Consider the following 26,429-nt stretch of genomic DNA (forward strand, 5'->3'; position numbering starts at 1 on the left):
CAAAAGCCCACCCGGTATTGAGCGCAACCCCAACACCATCCAGCGCCGTGGTCCCTTTATTGGTAACCGACAGGGTGACATCGAAGTCCCCACCCAGCTCAGCGCTGAGCTGCTGCGACGCTCCTGCAAGCAAAACTGAGTCACTGTCCGCAAAGGCCGGCGCCGCCAACGTGGCAGACGCCACAGCGGCAACCGTCCCCGCCACAGCCCAACGAAATATGAAATGCGTCAACGGGTTCCTCCCGCGCTAACCCGAAACATCAAAGTAGAGGCATCCTAGGAGACCCCACCCCCGAGCCGCTGCCCCGTTTAGCGCACCCACTCAGCCGGACGTCAGTCGTCGAGCCGGCGCAGCGAATCCTGAACGTCGTCGACGCCCGGGTGCTCGAGCGCTGTCAGCAGTCTTTCCGCCTCCGTCCACGCGATGCGCGCTGCGGCGGGATGCCCGGCCGCGCAGTGTGAGTCGCCGAGGTGCACGAGCAGATCGGCGACGAACCCGTCGTGATGCAGGGTCCTGGCCAGAACGAGGCCACGCTGGTAGCAGTCGACGGCCTCGGTGAGGTGACCGAGGTGGTGGTGGGCGAACCCGAGGCTGTCCCAGGCGCTGGTGGCGCCGTGCAGGTCATCGTCCGCCTCGAAAAGCTCGAGTGCCTGCCGGCAGTGCGACAGAGTGTGCTCGTACTCGCCGAGCAACGCGTGGTACCACCCGATCGCGTTCAGCGCCTCGGCCTGCCCGGTCCGGTCATCGGTGCCGGCGAAGAGCACCAAAGCCTGCCGGGCATGATCGAGGGCGGTCGCGGGCTGCTTCTGCTGGCCCGACAGGTACGCGAGGTGGTGCTGGGTGCGGGCCTGACCGATGCGGTCGCCCATCGTCGAGAAGAGCTCCAGCGCGCGCCTCAGGTTGTCGCTTGCCTCCCCGTAGCGGCCGAGCCGGGTGTTGGCCTGAGACAGGTTGCGATGCCCGTAGGCGCGGGCCGGCAGCTCGCCGAGGCGGCCTGCGCACTCGATGGCGATCTGCCAGGCCGCGACCCGATCGTGCACATGACCCTTCCGAGTGGAATAGGTGTCCAGCGACCAGGCCAGCTGCCATGCGATCCGGTCTAGCCCCACCGCAGCGGCCTGGCGCAGCGCGGCCAGCATGACGGCACGGTGCTCGCCGTACCAGCTCATGGCGGCGTTGAGATCCTTGAGCCGTTCCGGGCACGCGCCGGCTGACGGCTCGCCGAGGGGCAGCACGACAGGCTCACGGGTCGGGTTGAGCAGTTGGTCCGCCGCATATGCGGTGTGCGCGTAATGATCGAGCAGTCGGACTATGGCCGCCCGGCGGACATCTTCCGAATCATCGCTGCGGGCGAGCTCGGCGGCGTACTCGCGCAGCAGGTCGTGCTGGCTGTAGCGGCCGGGGGCGTACTCGGTCACCAGGTTCGCACGAGTCAGCTCCCGCAGGGGCGTGCGAAGGTCCCGCTCCGGCAGCCCGGCCAGGCTGCTCAACGCAGGGACGTCGAAGTCGGGTCCAACGGCGAGCCCGAGCAGCCGGAACAGTCTGGCGGCGGGCTCGCTCAGCGCGGCGTACGACCACGAGAGCACCGCCCGGACGTCACTGGCCGGGTCGCCGACATCCAACGCGGTCAGCCGGTCACTGGCCTCGCTGAGCTCGGCGGCGAGCGCAGCCAGCGGAAAGTTCGTCTGCCGGGTCCGGGCCACGGCAATGCTCAATGCCAGCGGCAACCGGGCGCAAGCCGTGATGACCTGATCCATGGCGTCGCGCTGTGCGGCGATCCCCGGTCCAAGCCGGTTGATCAGCAGTTCCTCGGCCTCCGCTCTGGACAGAAGGCCCAGCGGTAGGGAGGACGCTCCGTCGGCCAGCAGGCCAGTGAGGTGAGCGCGGCTGGTCACCACGACGACAACGGTAGCGGTGCCCGGCAGCAACGGCCGGACCTGCTCGACGTCGCGGGCGTTGTCGAGCACCAGTAGTAGCCGCCGGCCGGCCACCACGCTGCGGTACAGGGCGGCTTGCGCGTCGAGGGTGGCCGGCACACGCTCAGGTGCGACGCCCAGCGCATCGAGCAGGCTGCGGAGCGCCTCTTGCGGGGAGACGACCTGTCCGGTGAGGTCGAAACCGCGCAGGCTCAGGAAGATCTGGCCGTCCGGGAAACGGGACCGCACCTTGTGGGACCAGTGCACGGCGAGGGCGGTCTTGCCCACCCCCGCGGTGCCGGACACCACCGCGACGGCCATCGCTGTCTCCGCGAGCAAAGAGTCCAACGTGTGCAGTGCCGAGGTACGGCCGGCGAAACCGGGAACATCCGCCGGCAGTTGGGCCGGCATGACTACGGTTGCCCGCACTCCGGCCACCTTTTCGGCGGTGTCCCGCGGCGCCACGGGTTCGCCGCGCAGAATGGCCTGGTGCAGCGTCTGCAGTGTGGCGCTGGGATCGGCACCCAACTCCTCGGCGAGCCGACGACGGAACTCGGCGTAATACGCCAGCGCGTCGGCGGGCCGGCCGGCGGCTACGTAAGCGCGAATCACCACATCGGCCAGCGGCTCCGTCAGTGGGTGATCAATGGCGAGTTCAGTCAGTGGTCCGAGGACCGTGAGCGGGCTGCCGACCCGCAACTCGGCGAGCCCCCAAGCCACCGTAGCGGCGAGGTACTGCTCCCTGTACGCGTCACGGGAGCGTTCGACCCAGCTCCCCTTCAGACCATCGAGTGGCTTGGCTCGCCACAACCCGCGCGCCGTACGCAGCAGCGTCAGCGCAGTGGACGGGTCGGCACCGCGGGCGCGCCGGACGTGATCGGCGAACCGGTGGGCGTCGACTCGTTCGGGCGCCATGTCGAGGACGTAGCCGCTGGAGCGGCGCAGCAGGCGGGCCGGTGGCGTGCCTGCCGCGGAAACCAACAGCCGCCGAAGGTGAGTGATGTGCACCTGCAGAACACGGGCCGCCGTCGGCGGCGGTTCGTCCCATACGCGCATGGCAAGAGCGTCGATGGTGACCGGGCGACTCACATCGACCGCCAAGGCCGCCAGCGTGTGCCGTCGCTGCGGTGGACCGAGCTCGACCGATCTTCCGTCCGCCCAGATCTCCACCGGACCCAGCAGTCGGACCTCCACCGCGGTCTCCCGTTCTCGAACGTCTGCACATCCCGACGGCACGCTGTCACTCCCCGCGGACCAGCGTCACATCCGCCGGGCCTCGGCGACAACACTTTATTAACAGTACGAGGCCAAGCTTGGCGTCACGACGATCAAGCCGGCCGACGGAAACCGAGGACGGGCCGGGCCATGTAATACGGGGGTGGCTCGGCCCTGTTCACGATTTCCGGCCGGTCGAGTTCGACGGCCGCGACCTCGTGATGGCGCAGACGAAACCACCGGGCTGACAATTCCTCAGCCACGCCCGGTGGGACCGCCGCCGTGTCACCTCGCTGTCAGTAGGTGCCTTGCGCAGCTGCGGCGTTCGCAGAGGCGATGGACATGGGCATCTGCGGGCTGGCGGCTCCGCCAGCTCCGCCGGCGAAACCTCGACCGGGCACGCGACGGCCGGCACGTGCTCGCTTCCCAGACATCCACCGCCCGCCACGCCCGAACCGGCTCGAAGGCAGGCGACGCGAACCACTACGGCACCGCTACATCGTTCCCGGCCTTGGTAAGCGACGGCTCGACAAGCTGCTCAACAGCGACGTGCAGACGTGACTGAACCGGCTGCGGCGGGATTGTCAGTGCTGTGCTCAAGGCAAGGACTCCCGTCGGCCGCCGGCCCAGCGGTGCTGCGCTCTCGGCAAGCGTTGCGGCAACCTGCCTTCGGCAAACACCGTGGTCCATCTGCGCCGGGTGCTGCGGACGCTGCTCAACCAGGCGATCACCGATGGGCACCTCACACAGAACGCGGCGAAGAAGGTCAAGCTGCCGTCGACGCGGGTCAAGAAGCGCCGGGCATGGACGAGCGACAAAGCTCGGCTGCGCAAGGGAGAGATGCCGGGCACGACGTGGGACCGCATTGACCTCGGCGTCGGCGAGATCATGGTGGATCTGCAGCTCCAGCGAGTCGGCCATGAGCTCCTGCACCGCGAGACCAAGATTCCCAACTCAGATGACGCGCTGCCGTTCCCGGACGTCTACTCAGTCGCTCTGCAAAAGCGGGCCGTCGCTCAGAAGGCAGCCAAAGAGGCGGCCGGCGACGCATGGCATTTGTCGGAGCTCGTCTTCACGACCCGCTTCGGAACGCCGATCGAGCCGCGCAACTTCAACCGCTGCGGGGGACCGGCGGTGTGACGCGGCCGGCATCCGTCGGATCACCGTCCGGGATGCCCGGCGCACCTGCGCCTCCCTGCTGGCCGGCCTCGACGTGCACCCGCGCGTGGCGATGCAGATCCTCCGGCATGCACAGTTCGCCATCACGATGGGGATCTGCACGGTGGTGTCGTCGGCATCGACCCGCGCCGCCCTGAAGAAGCTGGGCGAATCGCTCGACCGCTGAGCTACTGCTGTACTTCGTTGCTGCACGAGGCACCCAGCTATGCTGCGAGGTAGCAGCGCAACCCCTCTGACCAGGGTTTTTGGTGGGCCGCCCGGGACTCGAACCCGGAACCTAAGGATTAAAAGTCCTCAGCTCTGCCATTGAGCTAGCAGCCCGCGCTGATCAGATTACCCGACGCGGGAGAGCGAGGCGGGACAGCGGCAGCCCTCTCGGGCAGCGGGCTTTATGCACAGGGTTATCCACAGGCAGTGTCAGACCTCGCTCAGGGCCATTTCGACCTCGCGCTCGCGAGCGCGGTGGAGGCTCTCGGCCACCTCGAGCGGGTCGATGCCGGTGTTCTCGACGTTGTCGGCGATGGTGACCCACACGCCGCGGGCGACGGTGAGGGCGTGGGTGATGGCGGTGGCGCGGTCGGGGGCGTTGATGACGCGGACGAAGCTCAGGTCGGCGACGGCGTGGGCGCAGGCTTCGGACGGCTCGGTGCAGACGGCGAGGATCTCGCAGGAGATGCCCTGGGCGAAGAGGTGCTGGGCGACCGGCCACGCGGACTCGCGCAGGCCACCGGCCGGCTGGCAGGAGGGCAGCACGACGCTGCACTCGACACCCGCGTCCGCCGTACGGTTCAGGCCCTGAATCACCGTCATCGAACCCCACACGACCTTGATCTCTGCGCTCATGCCTCCCTGATCGGAGCCCCGGCTCAAGCCAAGCTCAAGCCACGCTCAGATCCCGATATGCAAATGCCGAGGAGCCCGGTAGGCAAATATCGAGGAGTCCGGTAGGCAAATGTTGAGGCGTCCGGTAGGCAAATCCGGCATCGTGGAGTCCAATATGGAGGTGACGGACGAGTTCGACACCGGGGTGGTGCACCCCGCGCGACGCTACAACTACTGGCTGGGCGGCACGGACAACTTCGCGGCCGACCGCGAGTCCGGGGATCTGCTGGCCAAGTCGTACCCTGCGGCTCGGACAGCCGCCCGCGCCAACAGGGCGTTTCTGCAGCGTGCCGTCCGGTTTCTCGCCGCTGAGGCCGGTGTCCGGCAGTTCCTCGACATCGGCACGGGCCTGCCGACCGCGGACAACACCCATGAGGTCGCGCAGGCCATCGACCCGACCTGCCGAGTTGTGTACGCCGACAACGACCCGCTCGTCACAGCCCACGCCCGGGCCCTGCTGACCAGCACTCCCGAGGGCCGCACCCGTTACCTCGAAGCCGACCTGCGGGAGCCCGCGCGGATCCTCGAATCGCTGGAGATCCTAGACCTGACCCAGCCGGTGGCGTTGGTGCTGGTCGCGGTCGTGCACTTCCTGCCGGAGCAGGAGGAGGCACGGCGGATCGTGCGGGTTCTGCTCGACGCCCTGCCCGCCGGCAGCTACCTGGCGATGTCCTGCGCCACGACCGACCTGCTGACGCCGGAGGTGAAGGCGAATTGGGACGAGTCACTGCGTACGGGCAGATCGGATGTCCACCCACGCACCCGGGCCGAATTCGCCGGTTTCTTCGCCGGCCTTGAGCTGGTCGACCCGGGCACCGTCCCGGTGGGTGAGTGGCGGTCCGCGGAGCCGGTGGAGGCCTCGCTCTACGGCGCGGTCGGACGCATGTCACCTGCCACGCTCACCCGCAGGTAGGCATCGGTCCAGGCCTCGACCGCCGCATCGCCCGGGTCGGGGCCGAGAAGCGCGGCGAGCTCTTCCAGCGATGTGCCCACCCGGCGCAGACCTGTCCCCTTCAGCCGGGTCGCCGACCCTCGCAGCCGGCCGCCCATCGTCGCCGGCGAGTGTTGCAATCCCCGATGCGCGACCTCCCCGAGCAGCGCCGCGGCATCGTCGAGCGCCTGCCCGATACGGTCCGTCGACGGCCCCGGCTGATCGTCCGGGTCGGCTCCCCTGACCGCCGGTGCCAGGTCCGGGACCACAACACCGCCCTGCACCGCGAATCCAATCGGGTCGATCAGCACGCCGCCGCCACTGCGCCGGACAGTTCCTGAGACGAAGCGGACTTCATCCCGGAGCGCTTCGGCCATGCTGTCCAGCCGTCCCGGCGCGCAGGACTCGTACGTTGCCGACACGACCGCGGTCGCTCCCGCCGCGTCCGCGATCACCGCGTCGAGGCGTTGCGCACCCGGCGAGTAGCTGACCGAGCGGACCTCGGCGACCGGGATGACGCGGACGAGTTCCGCCTGCACCCGGGCCCGGATCGGCCGCGGCGGCAGGGCGTTCAACTCGGCGGCGAGCGCGGTCAGGTCGTCGGCGATCAGCGCCCGGGGCAGGTCCTGCCAGAATCCACGCGACACCATCGCCTCGGTGCGGCTGAGTCGGCGCGTGCCGAGCCGGACCGCCCGGCTCGCGCTGCGTGCCGCCGATTCGGTAACCACAGCCCCACCGGCGAGCGCACCGATGGTCACCCCGGCCACCCTTCGCGCTGCCAGCTGCGGTCCGGCCTCATCCGTCTCGTACGCCCGCCGCAGCACCAGCACCGTCGAACTGTCCGCATGCGCGAGAAACAAGTCGACGACTCTCTCCTCGCCGACCGCCGAAACCCGCGCCCCCAGCCCATCGAGCCGTGCCCGCCGCAACGGCGTCTCCGAGGCCTCATCCGTGCCGAGCACCCGCGACCGCAGCCCGGACCCCCCGTTGGTCACCGCCCGATGCCGCGCGAACAGCTCAGCGACATGATCGGCCAGGGCCTCAGGCCGATACCGAGCACTGCGATTCCGGTACGCGTCCAGCTGCCCAACCATGTCCTCCACAGCGAGCAACGGCCACCGCATCCCCGCGCTCTCCAGCTCCCGCCGCACCACAGCCACATCAGCCGCCAGCCCCGCCCCGACGTGCACCGCCCCCTCCCGCAGCACCAGCCCAGCGAGCGCCACAGCACTCTCCAGCCCAGCCCCACCAACCGCGGCCGCACCCCCGCCGACCTGCACCTGAACATCGTCCCCGCCGGCCGCCTGCTCGTCGGCAACCCGGAACGCCCACACCGCCAGCGCGAGCACATCGTCCCGAACCCCGACAGCGGCATCGGTCCGGGCAAACCCGAGTTCGTGGGGTACGAGAAAGCGCACGGTCGCCGTAGGAAGCTCCACACTCGGCACCGGATCCGCCGCCCGCCCCCGATGCACCCGCGCCACATACCCGGCGTTCTTCACCCGGCGAGCAGCCGCAACCATCCGCTCCCCGATCCGCGCGATCAACTGCTCATCGGTGAACTCCCCAGGCGACCAGACCTCTCCCGATGCCGCCTCCCCGCCGATCGCCCCAATCTCACCGGCCCCAGAGCCGGAGCCGGAGCCGGAGCCGAATCCGGTCTCGGAGCCGGAACCGGAGCCGGTTTCGGAGCCGGAACCGGACCCGGAGCCGGATCCAGAGGCGGAGCCGGACCCAGCCACGGGCGCGATGCCTGGTCGTTGCTGCTGATAGGCCAGCACAAGGCCGACCACATGCCGGCAGATCCCCGCCGCACCACAGCTACATGTACCGAACTCAAGCCCCCCGCCAGGCAGATCCGTGCCAACCCCGTCCGGATAAGCGGCGTGCACCGTCCCGTCGCCGTCCTCGGTAAGCACCGGCACGACCCGTTCAAGCTCCCGACCAGCCCGCTTGACCAGCCCCCGATTGCTCAACTCCGCCAGCGTCTCCACGGTCAGCGCCAACAGATCCGCCCTCACCGCGCCACCTGCTCAGCAAGAGGACGCGCCGCCCGCCCGGCGACAGGAACGACAAGCTCCCCCGCCCTCACCGCGCCACCTGCTCAGCGATGAATGCCGCAAGCTGCCCCGGCGTCATCGCACCCATCGAAGCTCCCACATCCGCAAGCCGCTGTGCCGTATCCCGGTCATACACCGGGTTGGCCTGCTCGTCGAGCGCCGCCAGCCCGAGCACCTTGGTCCCCTGCTCAACCAACTCCCGCACCGTCCGGACCAGCGTCGCCGTCGACCCACCCTCGTAAAAGTCGCTGATCAACACCACGATCGCCCGCCGGGGCTGCTCGACCAGCCCGGCACCGTACCGAACGGCCCTCGCAATGTCGGTGCCCCCACCGAGCTGGACCTTCATCAGCAGCTCAACTGGATCGTCCACCTCGCTGGTCAGGTCGACCACGTCGGTATCGAACGCAACCAGGTGGGTCCGCACGCCCGGCAACCCCCACAGGCAAGCCGCCGTGACCGCGGAGTGGATCACCGATTCGACCATCGACCCCGACTGATCCACCAACAGAATCACCTGCCACTGCTCAACATGCTTACGCGTACGCGAGAAGAAGTGCGGTGTCTCGATAAAAACGCGCCGCTCGTCGGGCCGGTAGTGCCCAAGGTTCGCCCGCAACGTCCGGCGCATGTCGAAGTCCCGGGCCTGCTTCCACCGACTCGGCCGCCGCGCCCGCGTACCCGTGAAGGCCGCCCGCACCTCCGTAGCCATTTTCGCCATGAGGTCACGCACCACGGCCTCCACGATGCGCCGCGCCAGTCGCAGCACCTCGGGATTCATCAGATGCTTCGTCTGCAACACGGCCCGCAGCAGCGCCGGATTCGGCTCGATGGTCTCCAGCACCGCGGGATCGGTGACGATGTCATTGATCTCGTACCGCTCGACGGCATCCCGCTGCAGCCGCTCGATGGTCTCCTGCGGAAAGAGCCGGTTGATGTCGTTGAGCCAGTCGACGGTCGTCAGCGTGGAAGCCCCGTCACCCCCGCTACGCCCACCCGGCCCCCGCCGAACATCCCGCTGGTCATTGTCACCGTCGCGCCCGTAAAGCCATTCGAGCGCCGCATCCCGCGCCGCCCCATCGGCTCCCAGCGCCCCCATCGCACTCGCCGGCTCCCCCAGCACGAGCCGCCACCGCTCAAGCTCCGGATCAGTCACGCCCGCCCACCAGCCCCTCACGCAGCAGTAACGCCTCCACCTGCTCATCAAGCCGCATCCCCGCCGCCACAACCTCCGGCTCGGTCACACCCCGCAGCAGACTCCGCCCGGTGCCCCCGAGCCCGCGCCGCGCCAGCAACCGCCCGGCGATGGTCTCGCGCTCCCGCGGCGGAAAGAACTCGAACGCCTGCCGCAGCCCCGGCAGCGCAACCAGGAAGTCCTCGGCCGACATCGCCGAGAGCAACTCGTCGAGCAACCCGACAACGCCCTCGGCATGCAGCACCTCCTCCCGCGCAAGAGCAAAGAGCCCGGCCAGCCAGTCCCCCGCCGACTGAGGCACAAACGCCCCCCGCACCACCCGCAAAGCATCGACCCCAGACCCGCGCACATCGGCCCCGAGCCCGCCCACACCGTTCCCAGAACCGCCCGCACCGTTCCCGGAACCGACCGCATCAGTCCCGGAACCGGCCGCGTCGGTCCCGGAACTGGGCGTGAGGTCGGCCAACGCCCATTGCAAGCCGAAGGCCGCCCCCCGCAGGTCAGGAGGCGCACCGGAATCGGCAGCCACCCGCCCGGCAACCTCGAGCGCATCGGAAACACTCAGCCCCAGCGCACCCCCGGCATGCCGCAACCCGTCCCGGCAAGCAGCCAGAGCAGCGATGCGAGGAAGATCCGCCGGCGCCGGCCCACCGCGCACGCCCTCAGCCAGCCACAGAATTCGGCGAACAGCGGCAACGATGACCCGCCCCGAGGTAGCCGTCCGGGCGGTGCCAAAAATCCGGTCATGACGCCACATGGTGAGGACCACAGCAAGCATCCGCCCCAACGCACCCAGGTCCGCAGCCGCCGCGACGGTGGCGTCGATGTCGGCAAGCGCCTGGTCAGAGACATCGGTAATCCCGGCCAAAGCCGCATCGAACAGCACAGCAGCGAGCGCATCCACATCCCGCCCGGCCGCTGCGGCGCGCTCGGCAAGAACGGCAGCGCAGGCATCACTGAGCGTCGCGCCATACGCGCCGGCTTCGATCACGGCGGTGAGGCGCCCCGGATCGGGTCGCAGCGCCCACCGTTCCCGGAGCACCGGGTCGAGGCCGGTGCTCGGACCGGAGCCGCGATGAAAACCGGGCACCCCGAGCACCCGCACCCGATGCAGCACCTGACTGCGATCCCGTTCAGCCCGCTGGGTCAGGTCGAGATCCAGATCGGTCTCCCCGTCGAGGCCGAAGCGGGCCAGCGAGACGTCGAGGTCGTGCACCAGGGGCGGCGCGGGCGTGCCGGGATGCAGCCGCCCGACGCGCGTCCCGCTGAGCGCGGCAACCATCTCCACCACGACCGGATGGCTCCCGGCCCGCAGCGTCCCCCGCGAAGACCATGGCAACGGTACGTCCAGAGCCTCGTTCACCAGCGCCGAAGCCAACCCGTCCAACACGTCGGTCCGCGCGGGATGCCGATGCCCGCGCACGGTCGCCAGCCCCTCGGCCGTGGCCCTGGCCGCGATGAGGTCCGCTGTGGACACGGCCTGCTTGCGCTCCCGCAGCCGCCCGGCCACGGACTCCACGAGATGCTGCGCCGCCCGTTCCGGCCCCGACTCCCAAAGCTCCTGGTAATAGGCCGGTGACGGCATCCCGGACTGGTACCCGTCGAACGCGTCGAGCCGCCGGAACGAATACGGAACGAGAAAACTCCCCCCGAGCGCCCCCTCCGGCAACGCCGGCACCTCGGGCCACGACGAAGGAAGCGGGACAGCGTTCGCTGCGACCAGGGCGGGCCGGTGAAAGCCGCCGGTGATCACGACCACCGGCCGATCCCCTGCCGCCGCGGTGGCCGCACGAACCCAGGACGCCATGTACGCCTCCCGAGCCGTGTCCGACTCCCCCGCCGCCGATTCGCCCCGGACCAGGTCGAAGTAGGTGGCCAGCCGTTCAGCCAACTCGTCGTCGGGGGCGAACTCGAACAGGTGGTCCCAGAGCACGTCGACGTTGTCCACGTCGAAGCTGCGGCACAGCCGTTCCATGACGTCGGCATACCGGAGCTCGGCGTCGGCGTAGCGGTTGCTGCGCCCTTCGAGCGCCGGATGCCACGCCGGCAGGTCGATGAACCGCAGCTCCGCACCGGCCGCCTGCCCATGGGTGAGCGCCACCCACTCCGGGGAGTAGGCACACATCGGCGCCCAGGAGCCGAGCCGGCGTTCCTCGTCGCGGTAGCTCGTGAAGATCGCGATCGGCAGTTCATGGCCGAGCAGGAGTTCACCGATGCGGTCGTTGAGGTCGGCCGGCCCTTCGATCAGGACGTACGCCGGCCGCAGCTCGTCGATCGTGGCAGCGACCAGCCGTGCACAGGCGGGACTGTGATGGCGGACCCCGATGAACGTGACAGCCACGGCTCAGCCCGGGAGGAGGTGGCGTGCCTCGTGCAGGGCACGCCACTGGTCGCCGCCGCGCCAGCTGACCTGCTGGGCCAGGTAGCGGCGGAGTTTGGCCAGGTCTTCCGCGTTGTCCTTCGCCGCGGTGCCGGCGAGACAGGCGACCACGTCCTCGGCGTTGCCCGCTTCGCCGCGCAGGAACCAGCCGCGCAGGCCGACGGCGTGGGCCACCGAGACCGCCTCGGCCGTGCTCATCACCGACGAGAGGCGGTCCATCGAGTCGCCCCGAGCGGTCTCACCGGTACGCAGTTCACGGAACGTCGTCACCAGCACCTCGAGCACATCGCGCCGTGGCTCGGCGGTGACCCCGGAGCGCCGCAGCAGCTTGGCGGCCTCGTCGGCGACGAGCGTCAGCTCCGTGACGAAGTCGGCGATCGGGAACACCGTCTCGAAGTTGAAGCGCCGCTTGAGCGCGGAACTCATGTCGTTGACCCCGCGGTCCCGGGTGTTCGCCGTGGCAATGATGTTGAAGCCGTCCCGAGCGAAGACCATCGACTCCGGCCCGGTCAGCTCGGGAATGGCCAGCACCCGGTCGGACAGCGGCGAGAGCAGGCAGTCCTGCACCTCGAGCGGGCACCGCGTGATCTCCTCGAACCGCACGGTGCGCCCCTCGGCCATGCCTCGCAGCAGCGGCGCCGGCACCAGCGACCGGGTCGACGGTCCGTCGGCGACGAGCAGCGCGTAGTTCCACGAGTAACGGATCTGATCCTCGGTCGTGGCGGCACCGCCCTGGATGGTCAGGGTCGAGTCGCCGCTCACCGCGGCCGCGAGCAGCTCGGACAGCAGCGACTTCGCCGTGCCGGGATCGCCGACCAGCATCAACCCGCGGCTGGTGGCCAGGGTGATCAGCGCCCGGTCGATCAGCGACGGATCGCCGACGAACTTGCGGCTCACGTTCAGCTTCTCGTCGCCGACCACGAACCGCCGGGCGGCCTGAACACTGAGCGCCCACCCCGGCGGCCGCGCAGCGGTGTCGGCCTCCCGCAACCGGGCCAGCTCGTCGGCGTAACGGACCTCCGCGGAGGGGCGCTGCACCTGGTCGGCACCCTCGGTGACCTCGACCACCTCGATGGCGGGGCGGGAACGGCCGGTCATTTCCCGCCCGCTTCCCGGTTGCCGGCAGCACACGCCGCGAAGAACGTGGCAGAGACCGTGCTGCGCAGGACCGCCCGCGACAGCACGGTCTGGAGGGGTATGACCGGCCTCGTGGTGGAGCCGAAAGTGCTCAGCTCCGAACCGTGCATAGCCGTGGTCGGGCGGGGTGATTGCCAGGTGTTGGTGCTCATGCGGTGATCTCCGTCAGGTCGCGGATTACTTCGGAGATGGTGACGGCGTCGAGGCTGCCGAGGGGCAGGTGGCCGTCGCCGCGGTTGCCCCAGCGGCTGCCGTTGGTGATGTCCCAGAGGAAGACCATGTCGAGTTTCTGCTCGGGGAAGATGTCCATGGCACCGATGGCGATGCCCGGGTCGAGCTCGATGACAACCTCGCGTTTGGCGTCGACGGTGAGCTCGATGCGGCCCTGAATGCCGGCGTCCTGCGGTGTCTCGCGACGCCAGCCGCGGCGTTCGAGACCGATGACGCGGCCGGTCGGCACGGTGATGCCCTCGAAGCGGGTGAGCCGGCTGGTGGCCGCCTCCTCCGGGGTGAGCGCGAACGTCTGCCTGCTGAGCTGTGGGAACGGCTGCAGGATCTCGTAGTCGGCGAAGACCTCCACCCAGTCCGGCAGGCCGTCGGCGAGCTGAAGGGGGTGGGCGACCCCGACGATGGCGTCGTCGGGGAGCGTCGTCTCGTCGTCCTGAACGGTGGAGAAGGTGCGGTCCTCGGCGACCCGGACCGCGCCGGTCAGCGTGCCCGATTCGTCGTACAGCCCCCAGACCAGGCGGCGGACGATGTGCCAGACCAGCGGATGCTCGACGAACAGCTGGTGGAACTCGGCGCCCGTCCAGCGCCGCCCGGAGACCATCGCACGCTCCAGGCGGCGGATCTGATCGGCGGCGATGGTGCGCACGTCCTTCTTCAAAGCCGAAAACGTCTTGTACGCCGCAGGCGCGAGCTCGCCGTCGTCACGCGCCCCCGGTTTGGGCAGCGCCTTGAGCCGCTTGCCCGTGCTGTCCGCGACGTAGGGCCGCAGCTGCTCGTCGAAGCCGACGGTGAACTGCCGGGCGCCGTAGTCGAGGACCATGCTGCCGTCCGGTTCGAGACCGAGATCGGGGACGAGGCGGTCGGCGAGCTGCTCGGCGCTCAGTCCGAGCGCCGCGGCGACCTCGTCCATCTTCTGACCGGCCGCGGTTTTGAGGCCCTTGAACTTGGCTCGCTGGGCGATGCCGTGCAGGTGCATCAGCGCGACGTCGGAGCCGATCGCGGCCAGGACGTTGAGACCGGTGACCGCCTTGGCGTGGCCTCCCTCGCCGGGCCAGGTCAGGATCAGCGGGCTGAGCCGGCGCACGGTTTCGTCGTCGCCGAGCAGCCCCAGCGAGTCGAGCACCCAATTTTCCTTGGCGGCGGCGCCCGAGGTCTGCCACCGGCTGAACAGCCCCCACCCGAATTCGGCGAAGCTCTCGGGGTCGCAGGCCTGCTTGACGATCTCCAGCCCGGCATAGGGCTCGTCGATGCGGGACATGGCCAGCACCATGATGACGTTCGCGACCGCCTCGGCGGGCAGGACGCCGGACCCGTCGCGCAGCTTCAGCGGCGGCAGCAGGCCAGGCACCGCCCAGGCCGGGACGGCGGGCAGCTTTGCCGGCAGCGCCGCGAGCGGGTCGGCGGCCAGCAGCGTGTCGATCGCAGCCGCGGCCTCGGGCCCGTAGGTCTGCGCCGCACCCCGGACGGTGTCGCCGTGCTCGTGCTGACGCAGGGCGAGCAGCGCATTCTCGGCTTGGCGCCGGGGAAGCCCGGGCTTGCCCAGCGCCACCGGGACAAGCGCCCGGGCGGCCTCGACGGGATGCCTCAGCAGCCAGGCGAGGGCAACGGGCCGGACTGTCTTCAGCCGTCCCAGCCAGTCGGCCATGAGCACCGCGATCTCAGGCGACGCATACGGCGCGACCACCGGCGCAACGTCAGCAGGGGTGCGCCGGGCGAGGTCCAGCGCGTTGGGCAGGGCCTCCAGCTCGAAGCGCGCGACGACGGGACGCATCCAACCGCCGGCCTGCCAGGTCTCGCGGGACCGCCACGTTGCGAGCACCGGCCGGGCGATCTCCTCGGGCGCCTCCACGAAGAACGTGGGCGGCTCGTTCCAAGCGGTCTGGTTGGTGATGACCCGCTCCGCACGGCGCTTCCAGGTCTCGGTGCTGCGCTGGTAGCTGTGCCGGTGGAACGGGGTGTCGGCCCAGGCGTCACGCTCGCCGGCACTCCAGCTGATGGTGGCGGGATCGGTGCAGGCCAGGCCGGCGATCACCACAGGCTTGGTGGCCTTGCCCCGGTGCTGCCACGGTGGGTCGGCGAGCAGCGGCGGCACGGCGGAGAGCGGAGCGACCACGAGCGCGGCGGCATCCCCGACAATCGCCTCGATGCGCGCGGCCGCCGCCGGGGTGAGCTCGGCGAGGACCGGCTCAACGATCTCGGGGTGGGCGAGGACCTGGGCGCGCAGAAGATCGGCGACGGACCGCTTCGACGCGCCTTCGGCCAGCAGGCGCAGGGCCCGAGCGGGGTAACGCTCGGCGGCGTCGAGCAGGGCAGGCGCGACGTATTTGCTGTCGACCCGATCGACCAGGCCACGCATGATGTCGTCGCCGGGCAGAGCGGCCAGCGCGGCGAGGAGCCGGCGTTGCGCGTCGGCGTCGGCCCACTCGTTGCCGAGCCAGTGGAACAGTGCCCCGGCGGCGTCGGTGCCGGCGCCGTCCAGCAGGGTGGTCAGCATCGCCAGCGTGGAAAAGATCATCGAGTCTCTGCTGACCTGGACCAGCGCATCCACCTGCGCGGCGGTCGAGGCCGCGGTCAGCAGCACCGAGCCGCGGTAGTCGTCAGCATCGGCCACCGCCGCGGCCACGTCCTCGTCGACCCACGCCAACTGCTCGGGCAGGACCAGGGAAGTGCCGGCCCGCGCATAGGCGTTGGCTCCGCGGTAGGGCGTGAGCGCCGCGACGACCTGCTCATATTCGGCCTCGGGGGCGGAGGCGAGCGCATGCCGGACCCGTAGCGCGATCATGACGGGCGCGTCCGAGTAGTAGGAGTGCCGGGTCTCGCCGGTGCGCATGTGGCGGACGCCATACTGCTCTTTGCCGTGGTGGTATCGCGGGCCGGGTGGGAGCGCGTCGTCCTGGACGATCAGGCTCATCAACTCGACGGCGGCCTCGGCGGCGAAGCGCAGGCCGTGCTCGGCGATCCAGACGTCGGCGAAGGCGATCAGGCGATCGCGATGCTGCCAGGCGCCCAGGCCCGTGGCCGCCGCCACGGCAGCGGCGCCGAGCGGGGTGGCGTCGGCGTGGCCCTCGAGCCAGGCCACCGCTTGCAGGGAGACCGCCATGTCGGTGGTGGGTGCCTGCAGGACCTTGGTCACCTGGCCCGGCGTGCGGGTCAGCTCCTCGTCGACCACCTTGCGGGCCTTGGGGTCGGGCGTGAACCGGCCGACTCCGCTGCTGCCCCGGCGCGCAAAACGATGCCGGTGCCAGGCCTCCGGAAAGACGAACGTGTCCTCATCCCGCGCAACGGCAGGGGCGGGCGCCGGCGGGGAGACCGAGGCGGGTGCGGTAGTCGCGGTCGTTTCGGCGTACCCCTTGCGGAGTTTTTCGGCGATGAGTTTGGTCTCGTGGGCCGCGGCAGAGGCGGGGTCGTCAAGGGTCTTGACCTTGGTCTGGCCGGTTGTGCCGGACCGGCCCCACCGCACGGTGACCTCGGACCCGTCGAGGTCGATCTCCCAGAACTTCGCCGAGCTGCCCTCGACGAACTCAAAACTTCGCATGCGCCAACCTTCGTCCGACAACGCTGACCGCACCGCTGCGACAAGGTGCATCGGCAGCAGTGCGGGAACGTTAGCGCTCCGGTACGACAGAAAACCGCCGTCAGCCGACGATCGTCCGGAAGTAACTCAGACAGGTGCTGTTGACCTTGCTGAACAGCACCCCGAAGGCCTGATGTGCGGCGGCGTCGTTGGTTTTGTGCTGCCGGAGGGCGGCGTTGACGAAGGTCATCGTCCTGGCCTCGCCGTACTTGGTGGCCATGCAGTTCACAGCGAGATAGCCATATCCGTAGAGGCGAGCGGCATCGGCGCTGGTGGCGCCCTCCGTGAGCTGGTCGACCCGGATGTCCTTCGGCAGGGGCTTGCCGCGCAGCGCGGCGATCCGGCCGTAGTCGACCTTGTTGCGGGGCAAAAGCCCGATGTAGTCGGCCACGCCCTCTTTCAGCCACTGGTTCAGATCCAGGATCAGCTCGCCGCTGAGATCCGCGCCGTTCAGCGTCACGACGTGCCCGAACTCGTGCCGCAGCGCCTGCGCCAGCTGACCCGCGTCGTCCATGGCGCTCATCTCGAGCACCACGTCGGTGCCGACGGTGCCGGTCGCGTGGGCGTACCCGACGGCATAGGTCTCCTTCTCGCCGCCGTACCAGGAGCCCCACTCCTTGTCGCCGGCGAGATACAAGTGGTACTTGCCGGGTTTGACGCCGGTATAGCGGGCGAATTTATCCGCTTCCGCCGCGGCCTTGTCGGCGGCGGCGACCACCTCGGGCAGACGCCCGCGCTCACTGGCCGGCGCGGCGACGACAACCCGGTCACCGGTGGCGAAGGTCAGTTCGGTGTTCTGCCACGGCGGCTGGGTCTTACCCGTCTGCTGCGACTCGATGATCTTGTATGCGCCGTCACGCTTGTCGAGCACGAGCTTCTGGGTGACCGTCGCGAGCTCGAGATGCAGCGTGTCCTCGGCCGGGCTCGTCCGCGGACAGTCCAGCACGCCGAGACAGTACGAGACGGTGACGTTGGCCTGGATCTCGGAGGTGCCGAAATTCTCCAGCGGCTCGTAGTCGCTGAAGTAGCTCCAGCCGGTGACGCCCAACTCCCGCATCGTGGCGTAAAGCCGCTGGTAGTAGCCCTGGAGCTCGGGCTGCGACGCGTCGACGGCGGCCATCCAGCCCGCTTCGTCACCGGACACCAGAGCGGTCGCCTGCGCGGCCAGCACCTTCCTGGCCTCCGGCCACGAGCCCAGCGTCGCCTGCTCGGTCGCCCAGGCCGCGACCTCGGCAGCTTCCTGATCGCCCCGCATGCCCGTGTACCACTTCTGGACCACCAGAGCGCCGCCGCAGAGCACCAGGATCGCCGCCACACCGCCGGAAACCCACCACCACCTCGAACGCATACGGGAGTATCGCACCGCTCACCGGCGTACCGCTGTCCCTAACCTTCCCGGTGCCGGTAGTGATGGACGACCAGCGCAACGATGCAGGCGAGCGTGATCAGGCCGAAGCCCGCACCGATCAGGTGCGCACCCGCGCTGGAGAGCACGGTGTTGGCGACCGCGCTGACGATCAGGACCAGCCACAGAACAGGACGAGGATTCATGACCCTCACGCTACGAATCCGGCGCCGCTCCGGCGATCCAGCAGCCGCATCGAGGTAAGTACAGCCAGCTGTACTGCCCCGGCTCCACGGGTGCCCTAGGGTCGCGGCATGTCCCGGCTTCGCTTCCTCGATCGCGTCCGGGCCGCGGTCGATGCCCTGGAGCATCTGGTCGGCGGTCTCGGCACCGCGGTGCTCGCCCTGGCCGCAGTCGTATGGCTGCTCATCGTGGCGGCGTCCTGCCTGGTGGTCGTCGGCCTGGTCTTCGCACCGACCACGTTGCGCATCGTGCGATCCGTCGCCGACCGCGAGCGCGCACGCCTGTCCCGCTGGGGCCCGGAGATCATCGGCCCGGAACCGCTGCCCGCCGGCCTCAAGGACGCCCTCCGGGACGTCACGGTCCAACGCGAGCTCGGGTGGGTGGCCGCGCACGCCACCCTCGGTCTCGCCCTGGGGATCATCGGCCTCAGCCTTCCTCTGTACGCGGTCCAGGACGCAACTTTCCCGCTATGGTTCTGGGCCGTCCCCGCGGACCAGGGCGGCCCGGGCATCGTCAACTACCCCATCAACAACCTCGTCGACGCACTCGGCGTCGGCCTGATCGGCATCGGCTGGCTCGCCGTCTGCATCGGCGGCGGCCCGCTCCTGGCCAGACTCCAGGCAGCCCCCGGCCGAGTCCTGCTCAAGCCGTCCGCCGACATCGACCTGTCCCTGCGAGTCGTCCAGCTCACCGCCACCCGAGCCGCTGCCCTCGATGCTCACGCCGTCGAACTGCGACGCATCGAAAGATCCCTCCACGACGGTACGCAGAACCGCCTGGTCGCCGTGAACGTGCTGCTCGGCGCGGCCCGCCGAGCCCTGACCCGAGACCCGGCAACGGCCGACGAGATCCTCGCCCGAGCCCAGGACGCCGCCGAACAGGCCCTCTCCGAGCTGCGTACGGTCGTCCGCGGCATCCTCCCCCCGGTGCTGGCCGACCGCGGCCTGGAAGGCGCCCTCACCGGCCTGGCCCGCAGCTGCGGCGTGCCCTGCCACCTCGACGTCAACGTCCCGGGCCGCTGCGCAGTCTCGGTGGAAGCCACCGCGTACTTCGTCGTGGCCGAAGCCCTCACCAACGTCACCAAACACAGTGGAGCAACGGCGGCCACGGTCACGGTCCGCCGCGACCACGACCGCCTGATACTTCAAATGGACGACGACGGCCGTGGCGGCGCGGACGAGACTAAGGGCTCGGGACTCGGCGGTATCCGCCGCCGCGTCGAGGCCTGCGACGGCACCCTTACCCTGACCAGCCCACCCGGTGGTCCGACATCAATGCACGTGGAGCTGCCATGCGGATCGTGATCGCGGAAGACGACCCCTTACTGCGCGAGGGCCTGGCCCTGCTCCTGCGCGCCGAATCCCTGGACGTCGCCGCCACCACCGACGGCCCAGCAACCTTCCTGGAAGCCATCGACCTGCACAAACCCGACGTAGCAATCGTCGACGTCCGCATGCCCCCCACCCACACCGACGAGGGCATCATCGCCGCCGTCGAGGCCCGCCGCCGCCAGCCCGGGTTGGCGGTGCTGGTGCTCTCGGCATACGTGGAACAGGCCTTCGCCACCGACCTGCTGGCCGGCGGAGCGGCCGGCCTGGGCTACCTGCTCAAGGAACGCGTTGGCCGCGTCGAGCAGTTCCTCGAGGCCCTGCACCGGGTCGCAGACGGAGGCACAGCCATCGACCCCGAGGTGGTGGGCCAGTTACTGACCCGCACCCGCCCGGACAGCGGCCTCGAAAGACTGAGCCCCCGCGAACGCGACGTCCTCACCCTCATGGCCGAGGGCCTGGGCAACACCGCCATCGCCGAACGCCTCTTCGTCACAGAAGGCGCCGTCCACAAACACATCCGCAGCATCTTCTCGAAACTCGACCTATCCCCGGACGACCGCGCCGACCGAAGAGTCACCGCCGTCCTCCGCTACCTCGAAGACATCCAGCGCCGCGGTTAGGGCGTGTCGATCGGCATCACCGCTCGCGGGCGGGCGGGGTCGTCAACCGGGTAGAGCGCCCACCGTGCCACCGAGCCGGCCCGGGTGAGGAAGCCGGGCAGGCGGCGCTGGTCGACCGGTTGGTACCAGAGCGCGCCGGTCTCGCGGGACTCGAGCAGGCCGTGGTACTTCTCGGCCCTGACCGGGTTGTAGCTCTCCGGCGACCGATTGGTCGGGGGCGCCGGGAAGATGGTGACGACGGCTCCGGGTCGTAGCGTTGCCCGGACGGTGGCGACGTCGCCGCCTGCCGGCACCGGTCTCCACTTGTGGTCCTGCGGCCCGGTTGTCTCCAGGAGCACCACGCCCGCGGTGGCGGCTGCGACGCGGACCTGCTGCCAGAAGGCGTCGTCGGCCGCGGGGAGACCTTCCGATCCGGGTACGGGTTCGACGGGCCGGGGCGCGCTCTTCGTGACGGTTGCCGAAGACCCGGCCGGATTCGCCGAAGCAGGCGCGGGCGTGGCTGCCGGGATGAGGGCGGGTGCAGGGCGGGGCTTCGGGATCACGGGTGCGGCGATGGCACGGCGGATCTGGTCACGGATGCCGACCACGCCGATCAGCAGCACCACAAGACCGCCGACCCGGATACTCAGCCGGATCGCGTCGACGCCCAGTGCCGCTGCCAGTTCGTCCGCGTTGGTGGGATTGCCGCCGGCGTTGTTCAGCGAGAGGAGAAGCCCGGCAACGAGAATGGCGTTCCAGGCCGGGATCGACCAGTGCCGGGTCGGCGTCACGGTGTCGTCCACGAACCTGCTGAGCATGTCCCGGCTGCGCTTACGCCAGAGATAGAAGCCGCCCAGGTAGGCGATAGATCGAAATTTTCGATCACCTTAACCGGTTTGGCGCGGCCCGCTTATCCCCTTTTCCGCTCGCCCACGCAGCCGTCCACATCAGCGCCGAACGGTGGGGTAGTGCCTGCTGTACCAAGCTTCCGCCCGCAGGCTGCATAGCTCGGAATCGATCCGCTCAATAGCGTTTGACCTGTGAAAACAGAAGCCGTACGCATAGAGCGCCTCACCCGAATCTACGAAACCGGCGGCCAGCGGGTCACCGCGCTCGCCGGCGTGGATCTCGCCTTCGACCGTGGCACGTTCACCGCGGTGATGGGCCCGTCCGGTTCCGGCAAGAGCACCCTCCTCCAAGCCGCCGCCGGCCTGGACCGCCCCACCGAGGGCCAGGTCTGGGTGGGCGACGTCGAGCTGTCCAAATTGTCCGAGACGAAGTTGACGAAGCTGCGCCGCGACCGGATCGGCTTTGTGTTCCAGGCGTTCAACCTGATCGGCGCGCTGACCGTCGAGGAGAACATCCTGTTGCCGCTGCGTCTGGCCGGGGTGCAGCCCGACCGTGCCTGGCTGGCCGAGGTCATCGACCGGGTGGGGCTGGGTGAGCGGCTGCGGCACCGCCCGGCGGCGTTGTCCGGCGGTCAGCAGCAGCGGGTGGCGATCGCCCGCGCGCTGGCCACGCGTCCTGACGTTATTTTCTGTGATGAGCCGACCGGTGCTCTCGACACCCAGACCGCGGCGGATGTGCTGGCGCTGCTGCGCTCGGTCGTTGACGATCACGCGCAGACCGTGGTGATGGTGACCCACGATCCGGTTGCCGCCTCGTACGCCGACCGCGTCGTGGTGCTGGCCGACGGGCGGATCCGGCAGGACATGCCGCAGCCCGGTGCCGAGCGGATCGCCGAACAGCTCGCGGCGCTCGGCCGGCGTACCCGTGTCGCGCAGGAGGCCTGAGTCCGATGCTGAAGCTTGCCGTGAAGAATCTGCGCGCGGGTAGCGTGATCGCCACCCTGGTCGCGCTCGCCGCCGGTGTCATGATCCTGATGAGCATGGGCACCCTGGTCGAATCCGGGCTCCGCTACCACCCCGAGCCCCACAAGTACGCCCACGCCGATGTCGTCGTCGCCCACCAGAGCATCACGTTCACCAGCAAGGACTTCGACGGCGAGACCACGTCGGAAACACTCCCGCTGCCCGAGGGCGGCCGGCTCCCCGCGGACCTGGCGGGCAAGATCCGCGCGGTTCCCGGGGTGACGGCGGTCGAGGAGGATCCTGACGCCATCGCGGTGACCGGTTCGGGCATCGTGGAGCCGGTGCGGCGTCTCGCGAAAGAGGCCGGAGTCGAGGCGTACACGGGAAATGATCGTGGCCTGTTGGAGCAGCCGGAGGGTGCCGCGACCCGCAGCCTGCTGATTCAGATCGGTGGCTCGTTCGGCGGTTATGTCGTCCTGCTGATCATCTTCGTGGTCGCCGGCACCGTCGGGCTCTCCGTGCGGCATCGCCGCCGTGACCTGGCGCTGCTTCGCGCTGTCGCCGCCACTCCTGGTCAGGTCCGGCGCATGATCGTGGCGGAGTCGGCCTTGCTGGGCGTGGTCGCGTCGGTGATCGGCATTCCCGCCGGGGTGTTCGCGACCGGCTGGGTGCACGATGAACTGGCCGCCCGGGGCTTCCTTCCCGGCAGCTTCCCGATGTCGCACGGTGTCGTTGCCGCCGCGGCCGCTGCGGGTCTGACCGTGCTCGTCGCGGTCTGCGCCGCCCTGATCGCCGCCCGCCGGGTGACCGCGATCCGCCCGGCTGAGGCGCTGGGCGAGGTCTCCATCGAGCCTGCGCGCAGCGGCAAGGTCCGCCTGGTGTTCGGGTTGCTGACCCTGGCCGGCGCCGTGACCGCCAGCACGTTCGCCGTCAGCGGCAGCGGGGAGGCCGCGCTGACCGGTGCGCTCGGGATGCTCTACCTGTTCGTGCTCGCTGTCGCCCTGCTCGCGCCGTGGATCAACGCCTTCGCCGCCCGGCTGCTCACCCCGGTGCTGCGCGCCACGTTCGGGACCAGCGGATATCTCGCAGCGGCGAACCTACGAGCGAATTCGAAGGGCATGGCCACCGTACTGACCGCGCTGGTCCTGTCGGTCGGGTTCGGTGGCTCGGTCTGGTTCCTGCAGAACAACCTGGAGCGCGGCGCAGCCGATGATCGGGCCGAGGGCGTGCTCGCCGACTTCGCGATGGTCGCGCCGGGTGGTCTGCCGCCGGCCGCTGCCGAGCAGACCGCTGCCATTCCGGGGGTACGCGCGGTGACCGCGATCCGCCGTACCGCCGTCCTCGTGAAGGTCTTCGACGGCGCCGAGCAGGTCGAGGCTCAGGCGATCGACCCGCGGTCCGCGTCCGAAACGCTTGATCTGGGCGTACGCGAGGGAAGTCTGCAAGATCTGACCAGCACCTCGATCGCGGTGTCCCGGATGCGCGCCGACACGCAACACTGGAAGATCGGCGACCAAGTGAAGCTGTGGCTGGGCGACGGGACCCCGATCACCGTACGCGTTGCAGCGATCTACGACCGCGGCCTGGGCTTCGGCGACGTGACCCTGAACCGCGAAACCGTCGCCGGCCACACCCGAACCGGCCGCGACGATCAGCTCCTGATCAGCACGGACGACGGCAGTTCCCTCGCTCCCGCTGTGGCCCGCTACCCCGGCAGCAGCATCGTCAGCGCTGCCGGGCTGAACGGGAAGGTCGCCAAGGATCTTGCCCTCGGTGCCTGGCTGAACCGCCTGCTCATCGGCGTCATGGTCGGCTACGCCGCGCTCGCTGCGGCCAACACCATGATCATGGCGGCCCTGGCCCGGCGTCGCGAGCTGTCCCTGCTGCGCCTGGTCGGTGTCACCCGGCGCCAGATCAGGAACATGGTCCACGCCGAGCAGGCCGGTCTGCTGGGTGTCGCCCTGGTCGTCGGCGTGGCGATCGCGGGGGCGACCCTCACGGCGGTGGTCCACTCGCTGACCGGCGACCCGGTCCCGTACGTTCCGCCGCTGGGCTGGGTGACCGTGCTGGGCGGGGCGACCCTGCTCGCTCTGGTGGCCACGATCCTGCCGATCGGCCGCCTCCTGCGGGTCTCCCCGCTCGAGCACCTCGGCACCAAGGAATGAGCGGCACGATCCCCCATGATCCCCTGTGGAGCGTGGGGGGTCGGAACGGGTCGTTCGGTCAGCTCACCTGCTCGCTACGGACAATTCAGCTCACGGCCGAGCGAAATCGCTGTTCATCGGTCATTTGGCCGTGCCACGCTCAAGTCGTGACAAGCTTTCCGACACCCGCACCCAGGGTGTTCACTCAGGACCAGACCGACGCCGGATGGCGTTCGATGTCTCTGCTCGCCCGCTTCGTGCAGCGCGGCGGGCACCCCGCTCCGGTAACCCCGACCGTCCCGCTGAGCCCCGGGGAGAAGCAGTACGGAGCCTTCCTCGTCGACGTGCTGACGTACCTCTCCGAGGGTGTCTTCACCGACAACGGCCTGCTCTGGAGCGGCACCGGCAACGGCTGGCAGTCCCGCGGCCGGGTGCCGGCGACGATCACCAGCGAGCGGCTGATCGTCAACGAGGCGGAGTACTTCTTCCGCGACCTCGTCATGGTCCAGCCCAACCCGCTCGACTGGTCGGTGAACCTCTACTTCCAGGGCCACCCGCCGCTCATGCTGCACAGCCCGTGGGTGCCGTGGATGACCGTCGTGATGTGCGCCGAGCTCTACGGTTCGCCGTGGCCGCCCGGGCACGTCTCGGGTTCGGAGATCCCGATCACGGCCATGTGCGAAAACACGCAATAGCGCGGGCGGTGGTGATCCTGCACGCTGGGCCTTGTGCATGACTATGACCTGGTAGTGCTGGGATCCGGCCCGAGCGGGCAGAAGGCCGCGATCGCTGCGGCGAAGCTGGGCAAGCGCGTCGGGATCGTCGAGCGGCGCGACTCGATCGGCGGGGTCTGCATCAACACGGGCACGGTGCCCTCCAAGACCCTGCGGGAGGCCGTGCTCTATCTGACCGGCCTCAGTCAACGCGATCTGTACGGCAGCAGCTACCGCGTCAAGGACGAGATCACCGTCTCCGACCTGGCAGCGCGGACCCAGCACGTGATCAGCCGCCAGACCGACGTCATCCGCAACCAGCTGGCCCGCAACCGGGTAGTCATGATCACCGGCACCGGCCGCTTCGCCGACGCCCACTCGATCTGGGTCGACGGCGGCGACGGCAGCGGCCGGGACACCAAGATCACCGCCGACAAGTTCATCATCGCCGCGGGCACCCGCCCCGCCCGCCCGGACAGCGTCGACTTCGACGACCGCACCATCGTCGACTCCGACGGCGTCATCAACCTCGAAGCCGTCCCCCGCAGCATGGTCGTGGTCGGCGCCGGCGTCATCGGCATGGAGTACGCCTCCATGTTCGCCGCCCTCGGCACCAAGGTCACCGTGGTCGAACGCCGCGAGAAAATGCTCGACTTCTGCGACGAAGAGATCATCGAGTCCCTCAAATACCACCTACGGGACCTCTCGGTGACGTTCCGCTTCGGCGAGGAGGTCGCCGCCGTCGAACGTCACCAGACCGCCGCCCTCTGCATCCTCAAGAGCGGCAAGAAGATCGTCGCCGACACGGTCATGTATTCCGCCGGCCGCCAGGGCCAGACCGACGACCTCGCCCTGGAAGCAGCCGGCCTCACCGCCGACCGCCGGGGCCGCATCGAAGTCGACAGCAACTACCGCACATCAGTAGAAAACATCTACGCGGTAGGCGACGTCATCGGCTTCCCCGCCCTCGCCTCCACCTCCATGGAACAGGGCCGCCTGGCCGCCCACCACGCCTGCGGCGAACCCACCCGCACCATGGGCGCCCTGCAACCGATCGGCATCTACACGATCCCCGAAATCAGCTACGTCGGCGCCACCGAGGACGACCTGACCGAGAACGCCACCCCCTTCGAGGTAGGCATAGCCCGCTACCGGGAACTAGCCCGAGGCCAGATCGTCGGCGACTCCTACGGCATGCTCAAACTCCTCGTCTCCCCCGAAGACGGCAAACTCCTCGGCGTCCACGTCTTCGGCACCGGAGCAACCGAGATCGTCCACATCGGCCAGGCCGTCATGGGCTGCGGCGGCACAGTCGACTACCTGGTCGACGCCGTCTTCAACTACCCCACCCTGTCGGAGGCCTACAAGGTCGCCGCCCTGGACGCCTCCAACAAAATCCGAAACATCACCCGCATCGACGGCTAGCGTTCACTCGGATCGACCCGGTCAACGCGCCGCTCGCGGATGTCACCGTGGACGCTCCACCGTTGCTGGTCCCGGCGAACCAGGACGAGGTGGCGCAGCAGGCAACGGGGTACGGGCTGG

At 69.5% G+C, this 26,429-nt stretch carries 19 protein-coding genes and 1 tRNA gene; 8 read left to right on the top strand and 12 right to left on the bottom strand.

What is annotated here, in order from left to right:
- Positions 1-333: 333 nt before the first annotated feature.
- Complete coding sequence (locus Aco04nite_RS42360) at positions 334-3,111, bottom strand: AfsR/SARP family transcriptional regulator (RefSeq protein ID WP_213002807.1); 2,778 nt, start codon at positions 3,109-3,111, stop codon at positions 334-336.
- 702 nt (positions 3,112-3,813) lie between these two features.
- On the opposite strand from Aco04nite_RS42360, the gene Aco04nite_RS49340 reads away from it, so the two are divergent.
- Positions 3,814-4,272 carry a site-specific integrase gene (locus Aco04nite_RS49340; RefSeq protein ID WP_244876695.1) on the top strand — a complete coding sequence of 153 codons (459 nt, stop codon included), beginning with the start codon at positions 3,814-3,816 and terminating at the stop codon, positions 4,270-4,272.
- A gap of 285 nt (positions 4,273-4,557) precedes the next feature.
- Here the strand turns inward: Aco04nite_RS49340 and Aco04nite_RS42370 are convergent.
- Both Aco04nite_RS42370 and Aco04nite_RS42375 read right to left on the bottom strand, forming a co-directional pair.
- Positions 4,558-4,632 (bottom strand) — tRNA-Lys (locus Aco04nite_RS42370).
- A gap of 96 nt (positions 4,633-4,728) precedes the next feature.
- The gene (locus Aco04nite_RS42375; RefSeq protein WP_213002808.1) at positions 4,729-5,154 is read right to left on the bottom strand and encodes a hypothetical protein; all 426 of its coding nucleotides are present in this window, start codon (positions 5,152-5,154) and stop codon (positions 4,729-4,731) included.
- Positions 5,155-5,308: 154 nt separating this feature from the next.
- Between Aco04nite_RS42375 and Aco04nite_RS42380 the strand changes: the two genes are divergently transcribed.
- On the top strand, positions 5,309-6,106 hold the full coding sequence (locus tag Aco04nite_RS42380) for an SAM-dependent methyltransferase (RefSeq protein ID WP_213002809.1): 798 nt from the start codon (positions 5,309-5,311) through the stop codon (positions 6,104-6,106).
- On the opposite strand, the gene Aco04nite_RS42385 is transcribed toward Aco04nite_RS42380, so the two are convergent.
- The 8 genes from Aco04nite_RS42385 to Aco04nite_RS42420 all read right to left on the bottom strand — a co-directional run bounded on the left by Aco04nite_RS42385 (position 6,058) and on the right by Aco04nite_RS42420 (position 18,249).
- Positions 6,058-8,145, bottom strand: a complete 2,088-nt coding sequence (locus Aco04nite_RS42385) for a YehQ family protein (RefSeq protein ID WP_213002810.1) — start codon at positions 8,143-8,145, stop codon at positions 6,058-6,060. The two genes, Aco04nite_RS42380 and Aco04nite_RS42385, sit on opposite strands and share 49 nt — an antisense overlap.
- A gap of 67 nt (positions 8,146-8,212) precedes the next feature.
- Entirely contained in the window at positions 8,213-9,340 is a 1,128-nt protein-coding gene (locus tag Aco04nite_RS42390; protein ID WP_213002811.1) for a VWA domain-containing protein, read from the bottom strand.
- Positions 9,333-11,720, bottom strand: coding sequence for a DUF5682 family protein (locus Aco04nite_RS42395; RefSeq protein WP_213002812.1), 2,388 nt, complete (start codon positions 11,718-11,720; stop codon positions 9,333-9,335). The genes Aco04nite_RS42390 and Aco04nite_RS42395 overlap by 8 nt, the downstream gene beginning before the upstream one ends.
- A gap of 3 nt (positions 11,721-11,723) precedes the next feature.
- Positions 11,724-12,857: an ATP-binding protein gene (locus Aco04nite_RS42400; RefSeq protein ID WP_213002813.1), complete on the bottom strand. Its 1,134-nt coding sequence runs from the start codon at positions 12,855-12,857 to the stop codon at positions 11,724-11,726.
- Positions 12,854-13,048: a hypothetical protein gene (locus tag Aco04nite_RS42405; RefSeq protein ID WP_213002814.1), complete on the bottom strand. Its 195-nt coding sequence runs from the start codon at positions 13,046-13,048 to the stop codon at positions 12,854-12,856. The genes Aco04nite_RS42400 and Aco04nite_RS42405 overlap by 4 nt, the downstream gene beginning before the upstream one ends.
- Complete coding sequence (locus Aco04nite_RS42410) at positions 13,045-16,659, bottom strand: DUF4132 domain-containing protein (RefSeq protein ID WP_213002815.1); 3,615 nt, start codon at positions 16,657-16,659, stop codon at positions 13,045-13,047. The genes Aco04nite_RS42405 and Aco04nite_RS42410 overlap by 4 nt, the downstream gene beginning before the upstream one ends.
- Positions 16,660-16,759: 100 nt before the next feature.
- Positions 16,760-18,046, bottom strand: a complete 1,287-nt coding sequence (locus Aco04nite_RS42415; protein ID WP_213002816.1) for a hypothetical protein — start codon at positions 18,044-18,046, stop codon at positions 16,760-16,762.
- 38 nt (positions 18,047-18,084) lie between these two features.
- Positions 18,085-18,249: a hypothetical protein gene (locus Aco04nite_RS42420; protein WP_203836790.1), complete on the bottom strand. Its 165-nt coding sequence runs from the start codon at positions 18,247-18,249 to the stop codon at positions 18,085-18,087.
- A gap of 108 nt (positions 18,250-18,357) precedes the next feature.
- Between Aco04nite_RS42420 and Aco04nite_RS42425 the strand changes: the two genes are divergently transcribed.
- A complete protein-coding gene (locus Aco04nite_RS42425) occupies positions 18,358-19,590 on the top strand; it encodes a sensor histidine kinase (RefSeq protein ID WP_213002817.1) in 1,233 nt (410 codons plus the stop codon).
- A complete protein-coding gene (locus Aco04nite_RS42430) occupies positions 19,578-20,237 on the top strand; it encodes a response regulator transcription factor (RefSeq protein WP_203836729.1) in 660 nt (219 codons plus the stop codon). Before Aco04nite_RS42425 ends, Aco04nite_RS42430 begins: the two co-directional genes overlap by 13 nt.
- Here the strand turns inward: Aco04nite_RS42430 and Aco04nite_RS42435 are convergent.
- A complete protein-coding gene (locus Aco04nite_RS42435; protein ID WP_213002818.1) occupies positions 20,234-21,034 on the bottom strand; it encodes a hypothetical protein in 801 nt (266 codons plus the stop codon). The two genes, Aco04nite_RS42430 and Aco04nite_RS42435, sit on opposite strands and share 4 nt — an antisense overlap.
- Before the next feature lie 222 nt (positions 21,035-21,256).
- Here Aco04nite_RS42435 and Aco04nite_RS42440 point away from each other — a divergent pair, with 222 nt between their 5' ends.
- The 4 genes from Aco04nite_RS42440 (at position 21,257) to sthA (ending at position 26,309) form a co-directional block, all read left to right on the top strand.
- A complete protein-coding gene (locus Aco04nite_RS42440) occupies positions 21,257-22,009 on the top strand; it encodes an ABC transporter ATP-binding protein (RefSeq protein ID WP_213002819.1) in 753 nt (250 codons plus the stop codon).
- 5 nt (positions 22,010-22,014) lie between these two features.
- On the top strand, positions 22,015-24,192 hold the full coding sequence (locus tag Aco04nite_RS42445; RefSeq protein WP_213002820.1) for an FtsX-like permease family protein: 2,178 nt from the start codon (positions 22,015-22,017) through the stop codon (positions 24,190-24,192).
- A 146-nt stretch (positions 24,193-24,338) separates the two neighbouring features.
- Positions 24,339-24,866: a hypothetical protein gene (locus tag Aco04nite_RS42450; protein WP_213002821.1), complete on the top strand. Its 528-nt coding sequence runs from the start codon at positions 24,339-24,341 to the stop codon at positions 24,864-24,866.
- A gap of 33 nt (positions 24,867-24,899) precedes the next feature.
- Positions 24,900-26,309 (top strand): Si-specific NAD(P)(+) transhydrogenase, encoded by a 1,410-nt coding sequence (sthA, locus tag Aco04nite_RS42455; protein WP_213002822.1) that lies wholly within the window; start codon positions 24,900-24,902, stop codon positions 26,307-26,309.
- The last annotated feature ends 120 nt before the right edge of the window (positions 26,310-26,429 follow it).

Source organism: Winogradskya consettensis (genome assembly GCF_018332715.1).
In the GTDB taxonomy this organism is placed as follows: Bacteria; Actinomycetota; Actinomycetes; order Mycobacteriales; family Micromonosporaceae; genus Actinoplanes; species Actinoplanes consettensis.